This window comes from Atribacterota bacterium (genome assembly GCA_028703475.1).
GTDB lineage: Bacteria > Atribacterota > Phoenicimicrobiia > Phoenicimicrobiales > Stramentimicrobiaceae > JAQVMU01.
Map to the genome: position 1 here is coordinate 1 of JAQVMU010000027.1, position 19,149 is coordinate 19,149.

Annotated in this window: 17 protein-coding genes and 1 riboswitch; of the genes, 3 read left to right on the forward strand and 14 right to left on the reverse strand. The window is 35.3% G+C overall.

Translation table 11 applies throughout. The features are described from left to right. From PHQ99_04470 to cobO, 14 genes are all read right to left on the reverse strand, one after another. Positions 1 to 383, reverse strand: a 383-nt coding sequence (locus tag PHQ99_04470) for an Ig domain-containing protein (GenBank protein ID MDD4288821.1), incomplete at its 3' end; no start/stop codon positions are given. A gap of 584 nt (positions 384 to 967) precedes the next feature. Then, on the reverse strand, positions 968 to 4,285 hold the full coding sequence (locus PHQ99_04475) for a UvrD-helicase domain-containing protein (protein ID MDD4288822.1): 3,318 nt from the start codon (positions 4,283 to 4,285) through the stop codon (positions 968 to 970). Next, the gene (locus tag PHQ99_04480) at positions 4,278 to 7,388 is read right to left on the reverse strand and encodes a PD-(D/E)XK nuclease family protein (GenBank protein MDD4288823.1); all 3,111 of its coding nucleotides are present in this window, start codon (positions 7,386 to 7,388) and stop codon (positions 4,278 to 4,280) included. Before PHQ99_04480 ends, PHQ99_04475 begins: the two co-directional genes overlap by 8 nt. Before the next feature lie 33 nt (positions 7,389 to 7,421). Next, positions 7,422 to 7,850: an HIT family protein gene (locus PHQ99_04485; protein MDD4288824.1), complete on the reverse strand. Its 429-nt coding sequence runs from the start codon at positions 7,848 to 7,850 to the stop codon at positions 7,422 to 7,424. Between the two features lie 71 nt (positions 7,851 to 7,921). Beyond that, positions 7,922 to 8,851, reverse strand: coding sequence for a ribokinase (locus tag PHQ99_04490; protein MDD4288825.1), 930 nt, complete (start codon positions 8,849 to 8,851; stop codon positions 7,922 to 7,924). A gap of 213 nt (positions 8,852 to 9,064) precedes the next feature. Next, positions 9,065 to 9,928, reverse strand: a complete 864-nt coding sequence (locus PHQ99_04495) for a thiamine pyrophosphate-dependent enzyme (GenBank protein MDD4288826.1) — start codon at positions 9,926 to 9,928, stop codon at positions 9,065 to 9,067. Further along, entirely contained in the window at positions 9,925 to 11,682 is a 1,758-nt protein-coding gene (locus PHQ99_04500) for a 2-oxoacid:acceptor oxidoreductase subunit alpha (protein MDD4288827.1), read from the reverse strand. Before PHQ99_04500 ends, PHQ99_04495 begins: the two co-directional genes overlap by 4 nt. 90 nt (positions 11,683 to 11,772) lie before the next feature. After that, entirely contained in the window at positions 11,773 to 12,621 is an 849-nt protein-coding gene (locus tag PHQ99_04505) for a hypothetical protein (protein ID MDD4288828.1), read from the reverse strand. A gap of 613 nt (positions 12,622 to 13,234) precedes the next feature. After that, positions 13,235 to 13,810: a rubrerythrin family protein gene (locus PHQ99_04510; GenBank protein MDD4288829.1), complete on the reverse strand. Its 576-nt coding sequence runs from the start codon at positions 13,808 to 13,810 to the stop codon at positions 13,235 to 13,237. Positions 13,811 to 13,875: 65 nt separating this feature from the next. Further along, positions 13,876 to 14,097 carry a NifU family protein gene (locus PHQ99_04515; GenBank protein ID MDD4288830.1) on the reverse strand — a complete coding sequence of 74 codons (222 nt, stop codon included), beginning with the start codon at positions 14,095 to 14,097 and terminating at the stop codon, positions 13,876 to 13,878. Between the two features lie 16 nt (positions 14,098 to 14,113). Continuing rightward, positions 14,114 to 14,548 (reverse strand): Rrf2 family transcriptional regulator, encoded by a 435-nt coding sequence (locus PHQ99_04520; protein ID MDD4288831.1) that lies wholly within the window; start codon positions 14,546 to 14,548, stop codon positions 14,114 to 14,116. Positions 14,549 to 14,672: 124 nt separating this feature from the next. Next, positions 14,673 to 15,146: an NAD(P)H-dependent oxidoreductase gene (locus PHQ99_04525; GenBank protein ID MDD4288832.1), complete on the reverse strand. Its 474-nt coding sequence runs from the start codon at positions 15,144 to 15,146 to the stop codon at positions 14,673 to 14,675. Between the two features lie 108 nt (positions 15,147 to 15,254). Beyond that, on the reverse strand, positions 15,255 to 15,512 hold the full coding sequence (locus PHQ99_04530; GenBank protein ID MDD4288833.1) for a DUF2007 domain-containing protein: 258 nt from the start codon (positions 15,510 to 15,512) through the stop codon (positions 15,255 to 15,257). A 37-nt stretch (positions 15,513 to 15,549) separates the two neighbouring features. Continuing rightward, on the reverse strand, positions 15,550 to 16,065 hold the full coding sequence (gene cobO / locus PHQ99_04535; GenBank protein ID MDD4288834.1) for a cob(I)yrinic acid a,c-diamide adenosyltransferase: 516 nt from the start codon (positions 16,063 to 16,065) through the stop codon (positions 15,550 to 15,552). 88 nt (positions 16,066 to 16,153) lie between these two features. Next, positions 16,154 to 16,317: riboswitch (cobalamin riboswitch) on the forward strand. An 86-nt stretch (positions 16,318 to 16,403) separates the two neighbouring features. On the opposite strand from cobO, the gene PHQ99_04540 reads away from it, so the two are divergent. From PHQ99_04540 to PHQ99_04550, 3 genes are all read left to right on the forward strand, one after another. Beyond that, entirely contained in the window at positions 16,404 to 17,351 is a 948-nt protein-coding gene (locus PHQ99_04540) for a cobalamin-binding protein (protein ID MDD4288835.1), read from the forward strand. Further along, on the forward strand, positions 17,326 to 18,384 hold the full coding sequence (locus tag PHQ99_04545; protein MDD4288836.1) for an iron ABC transporter permease: 1,059 nt from the start codon (positions 17,326 to 17,328) through the stop codon (positions 18,382 to 18,384). Before PHQ99_04540 ends, PHQ99_04545 begins: the two co-directional genes overlap by 26 nt. After that, the coding region (locus tag PHQ99_04550; protein MDD4288837.1) for an ABC transporter ATP-binding protein at positions 18,374 to 19,149 on the forward strand (776 nt) is incomplete at its 3' end. The genes PHQ99_04545 and PHQ99_04550, both read left to right, overlap by 11 nt.

The following is a 19,149-nucleotide window of genomic DNA, read 5'->3' on the forward strand; positions in this document are numbered from 1 at the left end:
CTGTTTGGATTTACACTAATAGAAGATAATACTAAATTTTTTACTTCAACCGTAAAATCCTGATTTGAACTCATCCATCCATCGCTTACCTTTATCGAGACTTCATTCTCACCCAATTGATTCTCTGTTGGTGTCCAACTGATAACCCCTGTTGAAGGGTTTATGGTCATACCTTCAGGGTAAACTGTTAAACTATATTTTAAATCAGTATTGTTGTCATCTATTGCTTCTACCTGGTAACTATAAATACTGCCCAGTTTAACTGTTTCAGGAGGATTTGACTGAATAACTGGAGCTTCATTGCCAAAAAATGGAAGCATACATCCGTTGGTAAACATAGTTATTACAGATAAAAGAATTAATAACATGATAGTTTTTTTCATTTGCTCACCCCCTTCCCTGATTAAACTTTTAGGACTAAAATTACATTTATATATGATAATATTTTCATATATAAAAATTATATCATCGGCTGTCAATATTTCAATTCTTTAGCGTCTAAATTATGGATAAAACTTGACATTTTTGTTAAAAATGTTATGATTATCTACTGAATAAAATTAAAAAGTAAATACAATAAATTTTATTTAAATATATTCTAAAGGAGTTGCAAAAAATGGAAATTAACATAACAAGTGAAGCTGTACAAAAATTGAACAAGATGATTAAAGACGCAAATCAAGCCTCTAAGAAAATACGCATAGCAATCACAGGTATTGGCTGAGGGGGCCCAAGATTTAGTGTTGCTCTGGATGAGCAACAAGAAAAGGATAAAACTATTAAGGCAGAGAATCTTGATTTTATAGTTGATAAAAATTTGGCTGAACAGGTAAATACCTTCCATATTGATTATAAGGATTATTTTCTGAATAAAGGATTCCAGGTATATGCAAGCGGCTATAAATCTTCATTCTGCTAAAATATAGACAATACAGAGGTAGCCGGTAATGTAATTTTACTTTGTCGGTTACCTCTGCTTTGATGTAAAATATATAATTTTGTCTTTCACTTTTTCCCCGCTTAACTTTTCCCAGACATATGCGTAAAGATTAATCTGATTTTGATATGTTTTTTCTAAATATTCATAATCTTTTTCATATTCAGGGCAATCTGTTTTATAGTCTACAATAATCCATCCTGTCGGCTCTTTAAAAACAAGGTCAATAATACCATTCAGTAATATTGGAGATAATTCTTTTACCCGGGTATCAATATCCTTGATCAGGTGTTTATAAAGTGATTCTTCTGCTGTGATATTAAAATTAAAGGGAACTTCTGTTAAAACTTTTTCCGATTTGGTAATCCTGGAATATAAATCGCTTTTCTGAAAAACCTGTATCAGTTTGAACAACTCTTCTTTCCGTTCTATTGCAATACTGTTTTTTTCCAGAACATAAATAATAAATGATAGCAGAATTTTGTCTGACGGTTGCTCATTGAGAAAATATTCCAGTGTTTCATGAACCGCATTGCCCCAGTCTGTTCCACCTATATCTTTTTTAGGAGGTTCGTATGCTTGTTTAGAATGGGTATTTTTAAGTGCCGAAGGCGTTTTCTCAATATAGTCGGCAACAAGTAATCTCTGATACTTGTCTGTAATCTCAGTATTACACTTTTCATAATCTGTTGTAAGGTACTCTATTTTTGTTTTCTTTTCTTTTTCCTCAGGAATATCAGGAATATCCAGAATCATGTCTTCTGTGCTATTTGTTAATAAAGGACTCCAGGGGATATTTTTGTTTTGGGCTTTCTGTCTTCCAAGGCTGCTTATTATTAATAAGTTTTTTGCCCTGGTAGCCGCCACATATAACAGCCGTGTCTCTTCTGACTGTAAATACATCTCCTCTGTTTGGCAATAATCTTCCCATTTAGGAGGTTGGGCAATAATTTTACCACTACCATAGTCATTAGATTTTTTTACAATAAAGTAACCTGATGGTTCCTTTGTCCGGCGCTGAATATGACAATCCGGTTCATGCTTTCTATTATTAAAAGGAATTGCCAGAAAAACTATCGGTGCCTCCAAACCTTTGGCTTTGTGTAAATTCATAATGCGTACAGTATTACTCTCAGCCTTTAAATCAAACTCCTCTTCGACAGCTGAGTCCCATAACCTCTCGATTTCTTCCACCATACCGGAAAAGGTGTAAAAGCGTTCCATTTCCAGTTTTCGCAAATATTGCAATAAAAAATAAAGCTCGTTATCCTGAATGACAGCCTCTGTTTCCAAACTGGCAGCAAGCTGCAAACCGGAACAGTTTACTATCTTCTCTAAAGCAAAGACAGGCAATAATTCCCGACTCCAGCAATAATATTTTTTCAACTGCTCAAAGACAAACCTGAATCTTTCTTTAAGATTTTCCTGGACAGTACCGGGAATTTCAGTAAAAATATCAAATACTCCCCCTGATTCTTTGAACTGATAGAGTTCATCGTCGGAAAAACCATAAAATATTCCCCGTAATACTGCAATTAATAAAACCTGGTTCTCAGGGTCTCTCAACAAACGCAATAGTTTCAATAATTCACGAATCCCCTGAGATTGATTAATTGCTGCAGCCCCGGATACAGTAACCGGAATGTCATAATCATTCAATATCCTTGCATAGATATCAATTCCCTTTTTATAACGTACTAAAATCATAAAATCACTATAATCTATTTCCGGATTTTTACCCAGATTCAACTCCTCTTTTTTTCGGTTTATTTTATATTTTTTATTTGTCCAATCTTTAATAATCTTTGCAATTGCCTGTGCATCATTCTCAATAGTTTTTTCCTTCAACCTTTCTTTAGAAATAACCAATTGTTTTATTCCGGATAAAATTCCTTCTTTATCCTCTCTAACTGCATTCATAGGAGAGTATTTTGCCTGAAAATCACCTGCCTGGGAAGAAAATAAATCACTGAAAACAGGATTGAGATAATCGCTGATAGATTTCAGTGAACGAAAATTACTGTTGAGTTGAATTACCTTTCCAAAGCTTTTTTTGATTAATGATTTTACCTGGTTATAGACAGCGATATCTGCCCTGCGAAAATGATAGATTGACTGCTGTGGGTCACCTACAATAAAAAGAGAGCCCTGTCGAGGCACTAATTGTTGCCAGTGTTTCTCATTAATATCACTTCCGGTAAGGTAAAATATAATCTCTGCCTGAATCGGGTCAGTATCCTGAAATTCATCAACCAGTAAAGTCTTGTATTTCTGTTGGAAATACTTCCTTACATGGGGATATTCTTTTAGTAATTTAGCTACTTTAATTAATAAATCCTGAAAATTAACCATAGAATGTTTGTCTCTAAAATTGTGATAATGCTCAACTGCTGGCTTAATAAACTGAAAAACATGATAATAACAATACTCCCTCCACTCTCTAAGAGCCGGCTGAATATATTTATCTCTCAATTCAGGTAATACTGTTTCTTTATATTGTTTAGCAACTTCTTTTGACTGCCAGCGATTCAGGGTAATAGTACTGCTACTGGAAAAATTTCTATCAAAATTCTCCAGTAATGATATTTTGTTATAATCTTTCTCAATAAAAGCAGAATAATCCTTAAGGCGAAGTACCTGTTGAATTGCCTCCTGTATTTTATCATAGCCTTTTTCTGTTTCCGGTTTCGGAATATATTCATCTGCTTCCTCACAAAATGACACCATCTTTTTCCAGGTTTTTGATAAATTAGGGTTTGCACTGATTTTATAACTTATTCTGGTGTCCGGGTAAAGACATACATGTTTATAGCATCCCTTCAAATCTTTAATCTCAATGCCTGAATATTCCAGGTTTTTTAAAATTTCAGAATCTGTAACTTTCAAGTTGCCTAAATGATTTTCCCATGCTTTTTCCATAAAGAGAACATTATCAATTTCATCCATCTCCTGAAAAGCAGGGTCCAATCCTGCCTCTATAGGAAATTCCCTTAAAAGTCGGGCACAAAAAGAATGAATTGTACCAATATAGCATTGCTCAATATCAGCAAGAGCCTTCCTCAATAATTCTTTTCCCCGGATATCTTTGCATTGCATAAGAACACTTTCCATTTTCTCCTGGAAACGTTCTTTCATTTCAATAGCTGCCTTCCGGGTAAAGGTAATGGCAACAATCTGTTCAATAGAGTAAGTACCTGACTGAACGAGGGCAACCATCCTTCCGACCAAACTGGATGTTTTTCCAGAGCCCGCACTTGCCTCAACCAAAAAGTTATGTCTTAAATCAGTTAGAATCTGTTTTCTTGCTTTTTCATCACTAAGAATTATCCTGTTATGGTCTTTACTCAAACTGCTTTAACCTCCTGAGATTATCAAAAGATTTCTCATCCTTAAAATTTTCGCCCTGTTTTCCGTTAATTGAAACAACTTCATTCTGTTCCATTATGTCCTGATAGTCGCGGCACATGTAATAATCCGGTTTTTGAGTCATAGGAAAAATTCCATTTGAAACAGTATTCAGCAATATCTCAACAATCTCCAGTGCCTGGTTTGTATTTTTTTGTTCATACAGAACAAGACTTCCACGTCCGTATGCAGTTGGGAAATAATAACCTGAATCACTTATCACTATTTTTTTACCGGGAAATTTCTTCTGCAGTATTTTCTGCAAAGCAACAGCGTAAAGGGCATGCTGAAGCTGTTCACCATATCGAAAAGGCTTACCTTTTTTATAATTTGCAGAGCCTCCTGTCTTATAATCAATAATCCGATATGTACCGTCCGGCATCAGGTCAATCCTGTCTATTTTCCCCTGAAAACTTATCTTTTCTTCTGCCGGAAGAGTTAGTTCAACAGATCTGACTTTTCCAAGAACCTCGTGCTCATTATCTCTGGTGCCAAACGCCAGTTCAAAATACTGGGGTACCTGGCCTTTGTAATACTTCTCTTCACCAATCAAAAATATCTTGCAAGATTCCAATATCTCTCTTCTTTCAAGCTGATAAATCAACTCACCGGGGGGTGCCAGAAATTCTCTTTTTTCCTCTAATCTTTCATCAATTATCTTCTTGAGCATTGGCCAATGTCTGGAAAAAGATGGTCCCCCGAAAGCTGTCCCCAATTTTTCAATCAGTCGCCTATAAAAATCTTCATATATCTGATGAAGTAAAAGACCTCTTTCCATAGGATTCATCCATTGTACAGGCTCATATTCCATCTCTTCCGGTTTTTTTACTTTTAGTATATCATTTAAAAAATAGAGATAAGGGCAAATGGCAATCCTCTCCAGCCTGGAGCTTGACAGGACTATTCCCCTATTCTGCCGGGGATCATATTTTTGGGATTTGATATTCACCTTTCCATTATAGGAATTAAATTCTCCTGCTTTTCTTTTTTCGTCGGCCTTTATTCCTTCGATGTAATGAGGATATTTCTGCCGAAGTAAAGATTGCATATCTTTCTTCTCTTTACCTGCAAAATAGAGAAAAATATCTCCTTCGTTCAGAAATTGAGTCCCGTCTGCCGGAATAAGTTTCCTTACTTCTCCCAGGGCATTTGAAAATTCCTCATAGCTGATTTCCCAGTTCTCATATAAAAAACGGAATACCTGCAACAACAATGATGTCGGAGCCTGTTCCTGATTATTTAATGTATCAAAACAGGAAAATGATAAATATTTTTTGCCTTTCAAATTTAACAGCAGGTGAAGAATTTTGATCTGCTCTATCTTATTTTTCTGGATATCGGTTAGCAAATGCTTATAAGGGATTTTTTCTGTATCAAGAAATACGGTTCCCTCGTCTATTATGCCGGGGAATTTATGGGAATCCATCCCTATGATAAAAGTATAAGGCCTATCCAGCCAAATCCCTTTTTTATAACTGGCAATATGCAACATACCGGCACAAGGTTCTGAACAGCAGATATATTCATTGCTTAATATATCATTCATGATAGATAAAGCTTCACTATAGAAAATCTCTTCTTTTGCCTGTTTTTCCAACATGCTAAGTCTTTGATTAATCTTTGAAAGTGCTTCTGTGTCAGAAGAATTATTTTCAATTACCGAAAAATCATTTATAATCTGTTTTACCCCACCAGCAAGGTCATTGAGAAATACTGTGGAATTGAAACCACCATCTGGAAGAAGTCTGAATATTTTCAAAATCCAATCTTTAATAATATTGTAAAGTTTAATATCATTTTGATAATTTTTCATTCTGTCATCAGATGAATTTTCTAATTTTTTTTCTAACTCTCTGATTGCCAGTTTAATCCCCGGGATATACCTTTTTCTTTCCCAGCCAATTGGTGATTTTCTTAATAATGAGGCAAATTGTCCTAATGTAAAATTTTCGGGTAAATCAAGGTTAATATTACCGCTATTTAAAATTGTAAATAGTTTTTTTATGCTGTAGTTATCATTTATCCATTCAATTAAATCAAAAAAAAGTTTAGCGGGGTGGCTGTTTTTAATATGTATCCCACTATGAAAAGTAGCCGGAATTTGTTGCGCGGGAAACCCGGCATGCTCATGGGATGAGCTTAATAGTTGGTAAAAATATTGAGAATAGGGCTCCTGCTGTGTATAGAGAACCTGTGCTTCCCCAAAAGGTATATTCATTCCCAGGATAATTCTCAGCACTTCCTTTGCCTCAACATATTCACCATGAGTCCTGAAAAATTCAATATCCGGCTTTACCAGGTTCGTATTTATTTCATTCTTCTGGTTTGATAAACTGAGGATTCTTTGCTCGAGAAACTTATCTGTCTTTTTATTTTGAGCCAGAGAAAAGGAGGCAGGGGCTATTATTGCTTCCGGACAGGCAAAATCAATAATCCTTGCTGTATGCTTAATCTTTTTATTATAAAAAACCTGTTCTAATATATTCATCTGAATATTGGAAGGCATAAGAAAAATACTATTTTTTTCAAAATGACCGGAGGAAACAGCCAGGGAGTATATCTTCGCTTCATCAACCAATCCCCTGTCATTCAGCTGCTTTTCATATTCAGACATAATTCGATAAAGATCTTTCAGCTTCTCAGACTCAACTTTGAATTCAGACTGCCAGCTTTTAGAATCATAACCGGCAGCTCTTACTTCTTTTATGCTGCGGAAAACAGCTTTTGCCAGACCTGTTGAAATCAATGGTAATTGAAAATATGAAATATTGCCTTTCCTGGATAAATCCTTTAATATTTGCATAATTAATACAATTCCCAGGGAATTATCCAGGATATTCAGTTTATTCTTTATTAAATCTTCCAATGCAAAATTTCTGGCAACATCAAAAAGAGTGCTATGACTGAAATTCAGTGAATTAATTTCATAAAAGGAAAGGATCTTTTTAAAGGCATTCCCGTCCACATGAGAAGGAACAAGGATGACCTTTTTTTTAAATGGATATTGCTGTAGAATCTCCTGTATATCTTTTAAATATAAGTACATATAAATCCTGTTTAATATATTTAATAAAAGTTTTTATTTTTTTTGAAAGGCAGCAATTTTCAAATAGGTATCTTCCAAATCATGACCCATTCTGGTAAAATGATGCCTGAACAAAGCCAGGCCGTCATTCTGATATCGGGGAATTAGATGCAGATGGAAATGAAAAACAGTCTGTTTGGCTGCCGAACCGTTAGACTGGATAATATTTAATCCAATAGAGTTGAATATTTGACGGTAATCCATAACCAGCTTTTTGCTGATTTGCATAATATGAGCAAGTGTATCTCCTGGAATATCATAGATATTCTCATAATGTTTCTTGGGAACTACCAGTGTATGTCCTTCATTAACCGGGAATGCATCTAAAAATGCCACACACAGGTCATCCTCATAAACAATATAAGCCTGTCTTTTTTTGTTAATTATTTCACAAAAGATACATCCTTCAGACATAAATACAATTCTCCTTACTTTATTTTAACAAATAATGACATAATAATCTTGTGCAAATGTAATATTTTTATGTTTTTTACTTAGAATAACAGGTCATCTTTTCTATCTTCTAACTTATTCCAATCGATTTCCCTTCTTTCGGGAAAAGATTCACAGGTACCACGTTTCTCAACCGCATAAGAAGCAGCAAGGTTAGCTATTTGAACTGATTTAGCGATAGAATCTGTTTGAATCATGCCGTAAATAAAAGCAGCATTAAACAAATCACCTGCTCCGGTACTATCATTTACTGTCTTGACCGGGAAAGCAGGAACATTAATAAGATTATCCTGGTGCAGGAAACTACACCCTGCAGAACCCTGCTTAACAATCACTTCTCCTACTCCCCAATTCTTAAGCACATTAGCTCCTTGCAGGACTTCTCTTTCTCCTGTCAAGGCACTCATTTCTTTTTGATTCGGTAAAGCATAATCTACCATTCTCCAGAAGCTTTTTTCAGGTAAATCGATTAGAGGTGATGGATCCAGTACTGTTTTTAATTTAAATTTTTTTGCTACCTTTAAAGCAAATTCTACTGTTTTAATGGGGTACTCAAAAGAAATACTAAGCCATTCTGCTAAACCGAAAATCGGTTCAAAACGTATCAAAAAATCCGGTTGTACCATGCGGTTTACTGCGGGAAATCCTACTATTGTATTTTCACCATTAGGACTTATCAAAATTGAACATATTGCAGTCTTACCGGAATTGCTCTTAAATACATATTCTGTATTTAACTTATATTTTCTCAAAGCAGACAGTATATGATCACCGGCAAAATCATTTCCTACTTTTCCCAATAATAAATTAGTAACTTTTAACTTATTCAGAGCAACTGCCTGATTCGCCCCATGCCCCCCAAGGGAAAGAGTGATTTCTTTCGCTCTTAAATTATTTCCTTCCATCGGGAAATAAGGCAAATAAGCCATGCAGTCCAGATTAATGCCTCCGATAACTATGACTGTAGACATCGCACATCAACCTCTTTAACAGTATTCTTATCAATTATTATTATGTTATAAGATAACTTTATTGTCAAAATATCATAGCAATAGCAGTAAAACCCCATAGATTTCGAGGCTGGCAAAAATTTCTCTGGAAAATATAAAAATAGCCCCTGTCTCAGCAATTTGACTGCCTGGGTTATTTATTCGGGGCTATATGGTTTTATTTACAATAAATAATTATGATTGTTTCGATTTTAGTAATTCTTTTAGCTTTTTCTTATTTAAATCCCTTTCTAAAAAGGGTTTTTCTTTATCTTGATGAACTAATAGCAGCTGTTCAAAAGATTTTTTCTGTTTATTTTGGTAAAAAATTCCCAATGGCATTTTCCCTTTTTCCATGGCTTTTGCTAAAGCCTGTTCACGGTTTTCAGACTTATGGTTTTCCAGGTTATAGGTATTTTCTTTAAACCAATTAAAAGTATTAATTTTATTAAAAGTAACACAGGGTTGAAAAATATCCACCAGGGCATAACCGGGATGTTGGATCGCTTTTTTAATTATTTCGACTGTCTTTTCAATATCACCGCAAAAAACCCGCGCAACAAAGGAAGCATCCAGGGAGATGGCTAAAGCCAGGGGATTAATCGGTTCAGAAATCACCCCGTTGGTTTGTACCGGAGTCTTAAATCCATACTGGCTTGTTGGTGATGCCTGACCTTTGGTTAAACCGTAGACCATATTATTGTGAACCAGATGAGTAATATTAGGATTACGGCGTATTGTATGTAAAAAATGATTCCCCCCTTCTCCATACATATCCCCATCTCCACCCTCGGCAATAACCGTTAGCTCAGGATTGCATGCTTTAATTGCTGTGGCAGGTGGTAGTGCCCTGCCATGTAGGCCATTAAGCATATGAACATTAAGATATTGGGGAGTCTTGGCAGCCTGACCTATCCCTGATACAATCACTACCTGCTGAGGTTTCAAAGATAGTTCCTTCAATGCTTGCTGCAAAGCTTTTAATATCATAAAGTTGCCACAACCTGGACACCAGGCTGTTTTTACCTGTTCCTGTTCAAAACTCTTAACGTTTGTCATTTTTTACCCCCTTTTCCGGAAATGGTTTCTTTGATTTCCTTAGCCAATTCATCAGCATAAAAAGGTAATCCATTATATTTTAATATTCTGGCATTGATATTTATGCCAGTGGATTTTTCCAACAATTGAGCAAACTGTCCTGAATAATTGTTCTCTATTGAAATAATCTGGTTGGCTTTTTGCAGATAATCAATTGCATCTTCAGATATGGGGAATACCTGCTTAAAATACAAAGATGCCACATCTTTATTGTTCAGTTTCTCAACGGCTTCTTTGATTATATGAAAAGTTGAACCCCATCCTACACATAGAATTTTGTAATCTTTCGAACCAATCAACTCAGGAGAAATAGTCTCTTTCTTAATCAGGTTCATTTTATCCATTCTCTTTTCCATCATTCTGTTTCTAATATCCATATCTTCAGTTATCAAACCATTTTCGTCATGCTCATCACTGTCTGTTCTGACGAAACCTTCGCCATTACCAGGAATACCCCTGGGGGATACTCCTTTTACTGTTTTGAAGCTATATCTCTGATAGTCTGTTTTTGTTTTAATTATAAATTTTTTCAATTTACCTTTTGGAACAGGAAGGTTATTAATATTATAATAAGTATCCATAGTATATTGATCAGTTAAGATAAAAACCGGGACCTGATATTTATCAGCCCAATAGAATGCTTTTTGGGTAAGAAGGTAGGCATCTTCAATCCTCCCGGGTGCCAGTATTATCCTTGGAAATTCTCCATGACCGGCATGCAAGGCAAGCTGCAAATCACCCTGTTCAGTCCTGGTAGGCAAACCGGTAGCAGGACCCGGTCTCTGAGCCAGATGAACAACCAGAGGACTTTCCAGCATAGCCGCTAAACTGATACCTTCAGTCATTAATGCTAATCCCCCTCCGGAAGTGGTAACTATTGACCGTGCACCAGTATACCATGCCCCGATTGCCATATTTATTGCAGATATTTCATCTTCAGCCTGTTCAGCAATAATATCAAAATCATCAGCAAATTGTGAGAGAAAGACAAGCACTCCGGTAGAAGGCGACATAGGATAGGAAGAAATAAAATTACATCCACCAGCTATTGCGCCGAAACCTACTGATTCAGCTCCATTGATTAATAAATCTCCCTTAATTTCTCTGGATTTTTTTATATGTGATAGCCTTTCCGGATTAATTCGTTTTTCTTCAATTAGTTGTGTTGCTTTTTCAAAACCCATTTCAAGAGCTTTAATATTATCAGGGATAAACTCTTCTTTTTGCTTTTGAGTAAAATAATTCTTCAAATATTTTTTACCCTCTTTGATATCACCTTCCAACAGCCCTAACAGTAATCCTACTGCTATCGTGTTGGCAAAAATAGCATTCCCAATCTCTTTGGCTATATCGAGAAAAGAAAAATCGATGACTTCGCGGTCAGTTTTTAATCTATCTTTATCCCCAATTATAATTGTTTTCCTGTCTATTCTATTAATTACATGAGAAACAGCATCTTCATCTAAAGGGATTAATATGTCTATTCTCTCAACAGGTGCCTGTACCGGTTTATCTGAAACCCGTATTTGAGTGGAATTACTTCCACCTCTCACTCTAGACATATACTCTTTTGTAGCAAAAACATAATAACCTGACATTTTTAACATGCGGGTTAATAGTTGCTCTACAGTTTGGATGCCTAACCCTGCTCCTCCGCATAAAACTATAGATATATCTCTTTCTGCAGAGTTACTTTTTCTTTTAGCCTGTTTCATCTTTATTCCTCCTTTATAAGTATTTTATTCACATAAAATATTAAAAGAATACAATACCCGGTGCCTATAGGATATACTGATATCTCATTATTAATTGTTATTTTTTGCCGGAGGTATAGAAGGTCTCTTATAAGGTACCGGAATATACTGGACAGAAGGCCTCTTCCCAGGATTTTGCGGATACAGATCCATTAATTCATATATTTCTTTTGGCATTTCACTTGAAACGCAAAGTCCTAATTCTTTGGCTTCTTCAAATTTAATAGGGTAATCATGTGTCCATCTCCCCTCAGTCAGGGTTTGGGCAATTTTTTCAGCCTTATCTTCGGTACAATGGTTTTCCGTGAGCAGCTTTTTAATAAAATTATAAACCTGGGTTATCGCTTTCCTGGCTATATCCGCCTGAATCATTGTTTCATCATCAATCTCATTTACATTTTTATCTTTTAAGACATTCAGTATTGAAACAGCCGGATATTGACCTAATTGTGGATCGACTGGACCTAATACCGCATTTTCATCCATAATAATCTCATCTGCTGCCAGGGAGAGCATAGTTCCACCACTCATAGCATAATGGGGAATGAAAACTGTTATCTTGCCTTTATGGCGAATAAGGGCATGGGCAATCTGCTCTGTAGCTAACACCAATCCTCCAGGAGTATGAAGAATAATATCAATGGGCATCTCATCTTCAGTAAGTCTTATTGCCCTTAAAATTGCCTCAGAGTCTTCAATATTAATATACCTGGTTAAAGGTATGCCCAGGATACTCATCGTTTCCTGACGATGAATCATGGTAATAGCTCTGGAACCCCTGCTTTTTTCAAAGCGATGAATAAGAGAAATTCGTGATGATTCTAATCCTTTTTGTTTAAACCATGGGGATAGGACTGAAAAAATAAAGAAGAACCAAAAAAACATACTTAAATATTCCATTAACATACCTCCGCTCATTGCTTCAATTTTATATTCATTATAAACAAAGAGGCCACTTAAAGCAATGAAATTCAGAATGGCTTATGACTAAAAAGGAGCTCCTTAAAACATTTGTTTTATATCGCTCCTTTGTTAATCAGGAATAACAGTTTTTAGTTTTTGGTTTATAGTTTTTAGTTTAAAAAAAATAAAAAATACTGTTATTTCCTCCCCCTCACCCTAACCCTCTCCCTCCAAGGGGAGAGGGAAGAATAAGAAAAGGATAGTTTACAAATAATAATGTTTACTTTAGGAGAGTTTGCGAGTTGACTTTTGACATAGTATATTATTACTGTATTTATTGCTAAATACTTATGACTCAATACTCTTTAATATTTAATAGTGCTAGGCACTTAATTTATTATATTTAGCTAACTATACTATTTTTTCATTCTCTTACATTTTACTAAATGCCACATACCCGATACTTATATTATATTCTTATCATAGATTGTACTTTAAATCTTATATCTTTTTATTAATATAAATTGGTAAGTTTTTGTTATTGACTAATTATTTTTCTAATTATCGTATTTAATGCTCGATACCCACGACTCGATACTATATACTATAACTAATAATTTTCAGCTTTCAACTGGAAAAATGCCTGAGGATGATCACAGGCAGGACACTTCTGAGGCGCCTGTATTCCTTCTAATACAAATCCACAATTTCGACAATGCCAGATCACCTTCTCATTTTTCTTAAATACACTGTCATTATTAAGGTTTTCCAATAATTTACGATACCTGGCTTCATGGTGCATTTCTACTTTAGCTATTTCATCAAACTGGAGGGCTACTTTTTCAAACCCTTCCTTTCTCGCTGTTTCTGCTGAATCCTTGTACAAAGTACCCCATTCCAGAAGCTCTCCATCAGCAGCTGCTTTTAAATTTTCTGCAGTATTACCGATTACTCCGGCAGGATAGCTGGCTTGAATTTCTACCTCTCCGCCTTCCAGTAATTTAAAGAATCTTTTTGCATGTTCTTTTTCATTATCCGCTGTCTCCTGGAATATTGCGGCAATTTGTTCGTATCCTTCTTTTTTAGCTACACTGGCGAAATATGTATATCTATTGCGAGCCTGAGATTCCCCGGCAAAAGCAGCTAATAGGTTTTTTTCAGTTTCTGTACCTTTAAGTTTCCCCATCTTTTCCTCCTTATGAAAATGGCATTACCGTTTACCTGTGTTAATGCCTTAATATTTTTTAATTTTTAAACTGACTGAACTTCTTTTACTTCTGGAATACTATCTTTTAATGCCTTCTCTATTCCCATTTTTAATGTCATCTGACTCATAGGACATCCACGACAAGCTCCGGTTAATCTAACTTTCACTATTCCGTCATCAGTTACATCCACTAACTCTACATCTCCGCCATCAGCCTGTAATGATGGTCTGATTTTCTCTAAAGCTTTTTCAACTTTTTCTCTCATGTATGATTCCTCCAAATTATATTTCTTTTTCTTCTAAAATTTTTTTCTCATTCTTATTAATCAACATTTTCAAAGATATTTTTGATAAATCACCGATTAAATTCTTTTCCACGTTTTCAATTTCTTCCCTTATCTGACAATCGTTAATAATAGGACACTGTTGCTCTTTTCCATAACAATTGCTTAGTCGAAATTTTCCCTGGAAAACTTCTATTAAGTCAAGCAGGCTTATTTTATCAGCATGCACTACTGGTTTATAGCCGCCTTTCTTTCCTTTGTATGATTCCAAAATTCCGGCTCTATTTAATTTTTGAAATATTTTTCTTAAAAATGAACGGGAAATGTTAAAATAGGATGACAAATAACCAGTCGTAACTACTTCATCCTGTTCAGTAAACATAAAACATAACGACCTGATAGCGTATCCTACTTCCCTATTAATTATTTTCATTGTTTTTCACCTTATAAATCGTATCTGAAAAAATTTTTAAACCCTGTTTATCTTGTGTTAGTGTCTTTTATTTTGATAAAAGCCTTCTTCAGAAAATAAATGATACTAAATAAGTATCTTATTGTCAAATATTTCTGCCTGCGAGAACTGCTTCTCCTAATTTTCCTCCTGCCTTTTCACATTTTTTTGCTATTTCAGGGGTCAATTCTGGGCCTGAAGTTATATTATCAACAATATTAAACTTAAAATATTTTCCTATTTTTTCTAAACTTTCAAGTGCCGGTTCTCCGCCTGTGCCTCCTGATGCAAAAAACACACATGGCAAACCCGCAACCAGACTTCCCTTAATTTTGCTTTGGCTGGGAAAATATGTTCGGTCAAAAAAATCTTTTACAGTTCCTGCCATATAATCAAAATAATCAGGTGTACCGATAGCAATCCCCGCTGCCGCTTTCAAATCATCCCAGTTAGCATCTTGTGCATATTTTAACTCAACCTGTAAATCCTTCTGTAAGTTTTCAATTCCTCTTTTAATACTACTTGCCATTTTTTCTACAATTCCGCCTTCGGAATGATAAATAATTAAAATATTTTTCAAAGTATGACCTCCTTTTTAATATAGATAAGATACTATTTTGAAAAACAATAATATTATTAATTAAAATTGTTTGAGAACTAAAATGCAATAGCCAGAATCAAACATATATTACTCTTCATCAAAAAAAGAGCAATCAGATTCTTTAAGAATTTCCTTAGCTTTCCCCAGATCTTTGTCTGATATTAAAATACGAACTTCAGCCAATCCATCTACTGTAAAAGGATGCACTGACCGGGTTACATCAGATTGCAGGATACATCTTATTCCATAGCTCTCCAAAAGGCTTTGAATAGGTAAAGCGTCTACCTCGGTTGGTACCCTGCATAATTCTATAATTTTTGAATTTTTATAATCATTATTTTCCATAATTTTTATGCCTTTCTAAAATAATCAGCCTAATATTCTAATATTCAATTCCAATCCTGGCTTGTACTCCTTTTTGAAATGGATGTTTAATTTCCCTCATTTCTGTTACCAGATCTGCTTTATTGATTATTTCTTCCGGAGCATTTCTGCCTGTTATTATAATTTCTACCTGTTCCGGCCTTTCTTCTAAAAAATCAAGCACCTGCTGAAGTTTTAATAAATCAAAATCTACAGCTATATTCAACTCATCAAATATTACCATATCATATTGACCGCTCTTTGCACCCTGTACTCCTTCAGCAAAAGCTTTTTCTGCTTCCTGATAATCAATCTCCTTAGCTTTCCCTTTATACACAAAATCCTCAGTACCAAAAGTTTTAACGGTAATCTGTGGTATTAAACGGATTGAATGCAACTCGCCATAATCCCATTTTTTCATGAACTGCACTATTAATATTTCTTTTCCCCTCCCGGCTGCTCTTAGGGCAAGACCGAGTGCAGCAGTAGTTTTCCCTTTCCCATTTCCAAAATAAACCTGGACTAAACTTTTCATATCTACACTCCTCATTGATATACATTCTCAGTATTTCAAAAACTAAATTGATATTTTTCTTTATATTGATTATAATAATAACATAAAAATAATATTTTCCATAACAGGTTAAGGGAAGCGTGGTGAAAATCCACCGCAAACCCGTTACTGTGAAAGGTACCGAAAACTGCTCAATGCCACTGGAAAATCCGGGAAGGCGCAGCAAGTAGATAGCCTAAAGCCAGGAGACCTGCCTGTTAAGAGTGTTTTACACTTCTTCGAGGTCAAGAAGTGTGTTTCTTTATTTTTTAGGGAAATAATTTGAGGGCGGGGAAAATAAGATGATTAAGGAGAATTTTATGAATTATAAAAATAAAACAAATAAAGAAAAAAATAAGGTAATTTTTACCTGCTTCATGTTTGTATTCGTGCTATTTATTATTGCAAATATAACCGGCACTGCCCAGGATAATTTATTCCCGATTACACTTATAGATGACAGTGGATTTAAAATTGTAATCAATGAAAAACCTGAAAGAATTATCTCAGCAGCTCCTAGTAATACTGAAATAATTTACACCCTTAATCTGGAAGATAAACTGGTGGGCAGAAGTGATTTTTGTAATTATCCTGATGAAACAAAAGATATTGAAAGTATTGGAAAAATGTCTCCATTGAATTTAGAAAAGATTATTTCCTTAAATCCGGATCTGGTTCTCTCCTATGGTGGATTTCAGTTAAAAGACATTCCCAGACTTAGAGATCTTGGTATAAATGTTTTAGTTATACGGTCTGACACAATACAGGAAATGATTCAAGGTATTGGGCTGATTGCCCACGCTTGCGGAATACCTGAAAAAGGGGAAGAATTAATATCTCAAATAAATGAACGGATTAACTGGATAAGTTTTCAGGTTATGGCTTCATCCCGGCAAAAACCGAAGGTATTTGTGGGTTCTAATTTTGATTCTATCTGGAGTCCGGGCAATGGTACACTATTTCATGAATTAATTACCTTAGCCGGGGGTGAAAATATATTGGGAAATCAACAGGGATGGGTATCTATCAGTCCTGAATTAGTAGCAGAAAGAGAACCTGATATAATCCTTGTGCCTACCGGTATTATGAATCCGGAAGAGATCTCTAAGATAAAGAAAGATATAATGAGCCATCCCGGATGGTCTAACATACCAGCAATTAAAAATAATCAGATTTTTGCCGTAAATGAGGATTTATTCTATCGGGCAGGTCCCCGCCTTGTTGATGGCCTGGAACTATTATATGAAATATTTAACAGAAAAAAATAATAAATACTTATACGGATACCCGAACTGGAAATACAAGGCATTTTTTGTTCTTGTATTCGGCTTTATAGCAATCCTGATAACCGGTTTTATTGGTCTTAATTTTGGTACAATTTCCATTCAACCTCAAAAGATATTATCTATTTTGTGGCATCACAATACCAGTGACAGTCTGGGAATTATTATCTGGGAATTAAGAATTCCCAGATTAATAATGGCAATGCTTGCCGGAATGACTTTAGCCGGAGTCGGTGGTGCATTTCAGGGCATACTAAGAAATCCACTGGCTGACCCTTATATTCTTGGAGTTTCTGCCGGGGCAGCATTGGGGGCATGTACCGGTATTGCTCTTCAATATATAACAGGTACATATTTAACAAACATTCTGCCAATTTTTGCCCTGATTGGCTCTTTTATTTCTATGTTTTTAGTGTATTTTTTTTCTAAAAATAAATCCCATCTTCCCATGACTGATTTATTGCTGGCAGGTGTAGCGGTTAATTTCTTCTTCTCTGCTTTAATCACTCTCCTATTGGCTGTATCAAACCGCGAATTGCATTCAATGATTTTTTGGTTAATGGGAGATCTTTCAAATTCCAGCTGGCAAAAGATCTCTATTATTTTCCTGCCGGTTTTTGCCGGAAGTTTTCTGCTAATATTTTCTTCATTAGAATTGAATGCTATGGCCCTGGGAGAGGAAGAGGCACTCCACCTGGGGATTCAAACAGAAAAATTAAGATTAAGGATTTTTGTAATTGGTTCGGTAATGATTGCCATTGTTGTGTCTTTTACCGGATTAATTGGTTTCGTCGGTCTGGTTATTCCTCACATTGCCCGCCTTATTGTCGGGCCTGACCATCGGATTATGCTACCGGTATCAGCATTGATTGGTGCAATATTTTTAATACTATGTGACACTATTGCCAGAACAGTCTTGGCGCCTACAGAAATTCCTATCGGTGCAATTACCGCTATTATTGGAGCTCCTCTCTTTATTCATCTGTTAAAAAGGAGAAATGAAAATAATGAATACTAAGGAACCCATTATTACTTTAAAAGATATTAGTTTTTCTTATGAAAAAACCCCTTTGCTGCAAGATATTAATTTATCCGTATTCAGTGGTGAATTTATTGGAATTATTGGTCCTAATGGCTCTGGTAAAACCACTTTATTAAAATTAATATCCGGGGTACTGGAACCTCAAAGAGGAAAAATCTTGATATTTAATAAAGATATCACAAATATTCCAAGAAAAAAGCTGGCAAAAATTATCTCGGTTGTACCCCAGGAGTCCCATGTGGCATATAATTATAAAGCCAAAGAAGTTGTTTTTATGGGGAGAATACCTCATATCACTCAATGGCAGGGAGAAACTCTTTTAGATTATCAGATCTCACAAAATGCCATGAAAAAGACAGATTCATTATGTCATGCAGAAAAAGGTATTCACCAGATAAGCGGCGGTGAAATGCAGCGAATATACATCGCCCGGGCACTGGCACAAACTCCAAAAATACTCATGCTGGATGAGTTTGCCTCTCATTTGGATTTGAATTATAAATATGAAATGATAAGAATATTAAGAAATACCCTGCAGGAAGATGTTAAATGTATCATTTCAGTTTTTCATGATCTTAACCTGGCCAGTTTCTGTGCAGATAGGCTAATCCTGTTAAATAAAGGTAAAGTTGAAATAAGCGGAACACCTCAAGAAGTTATAAATAATAACAACCTAAGGAAAGTTTACAGAAGCCACGCACATATTATTCAACATCCAGAACTGGCAATACCGCAGGTAAT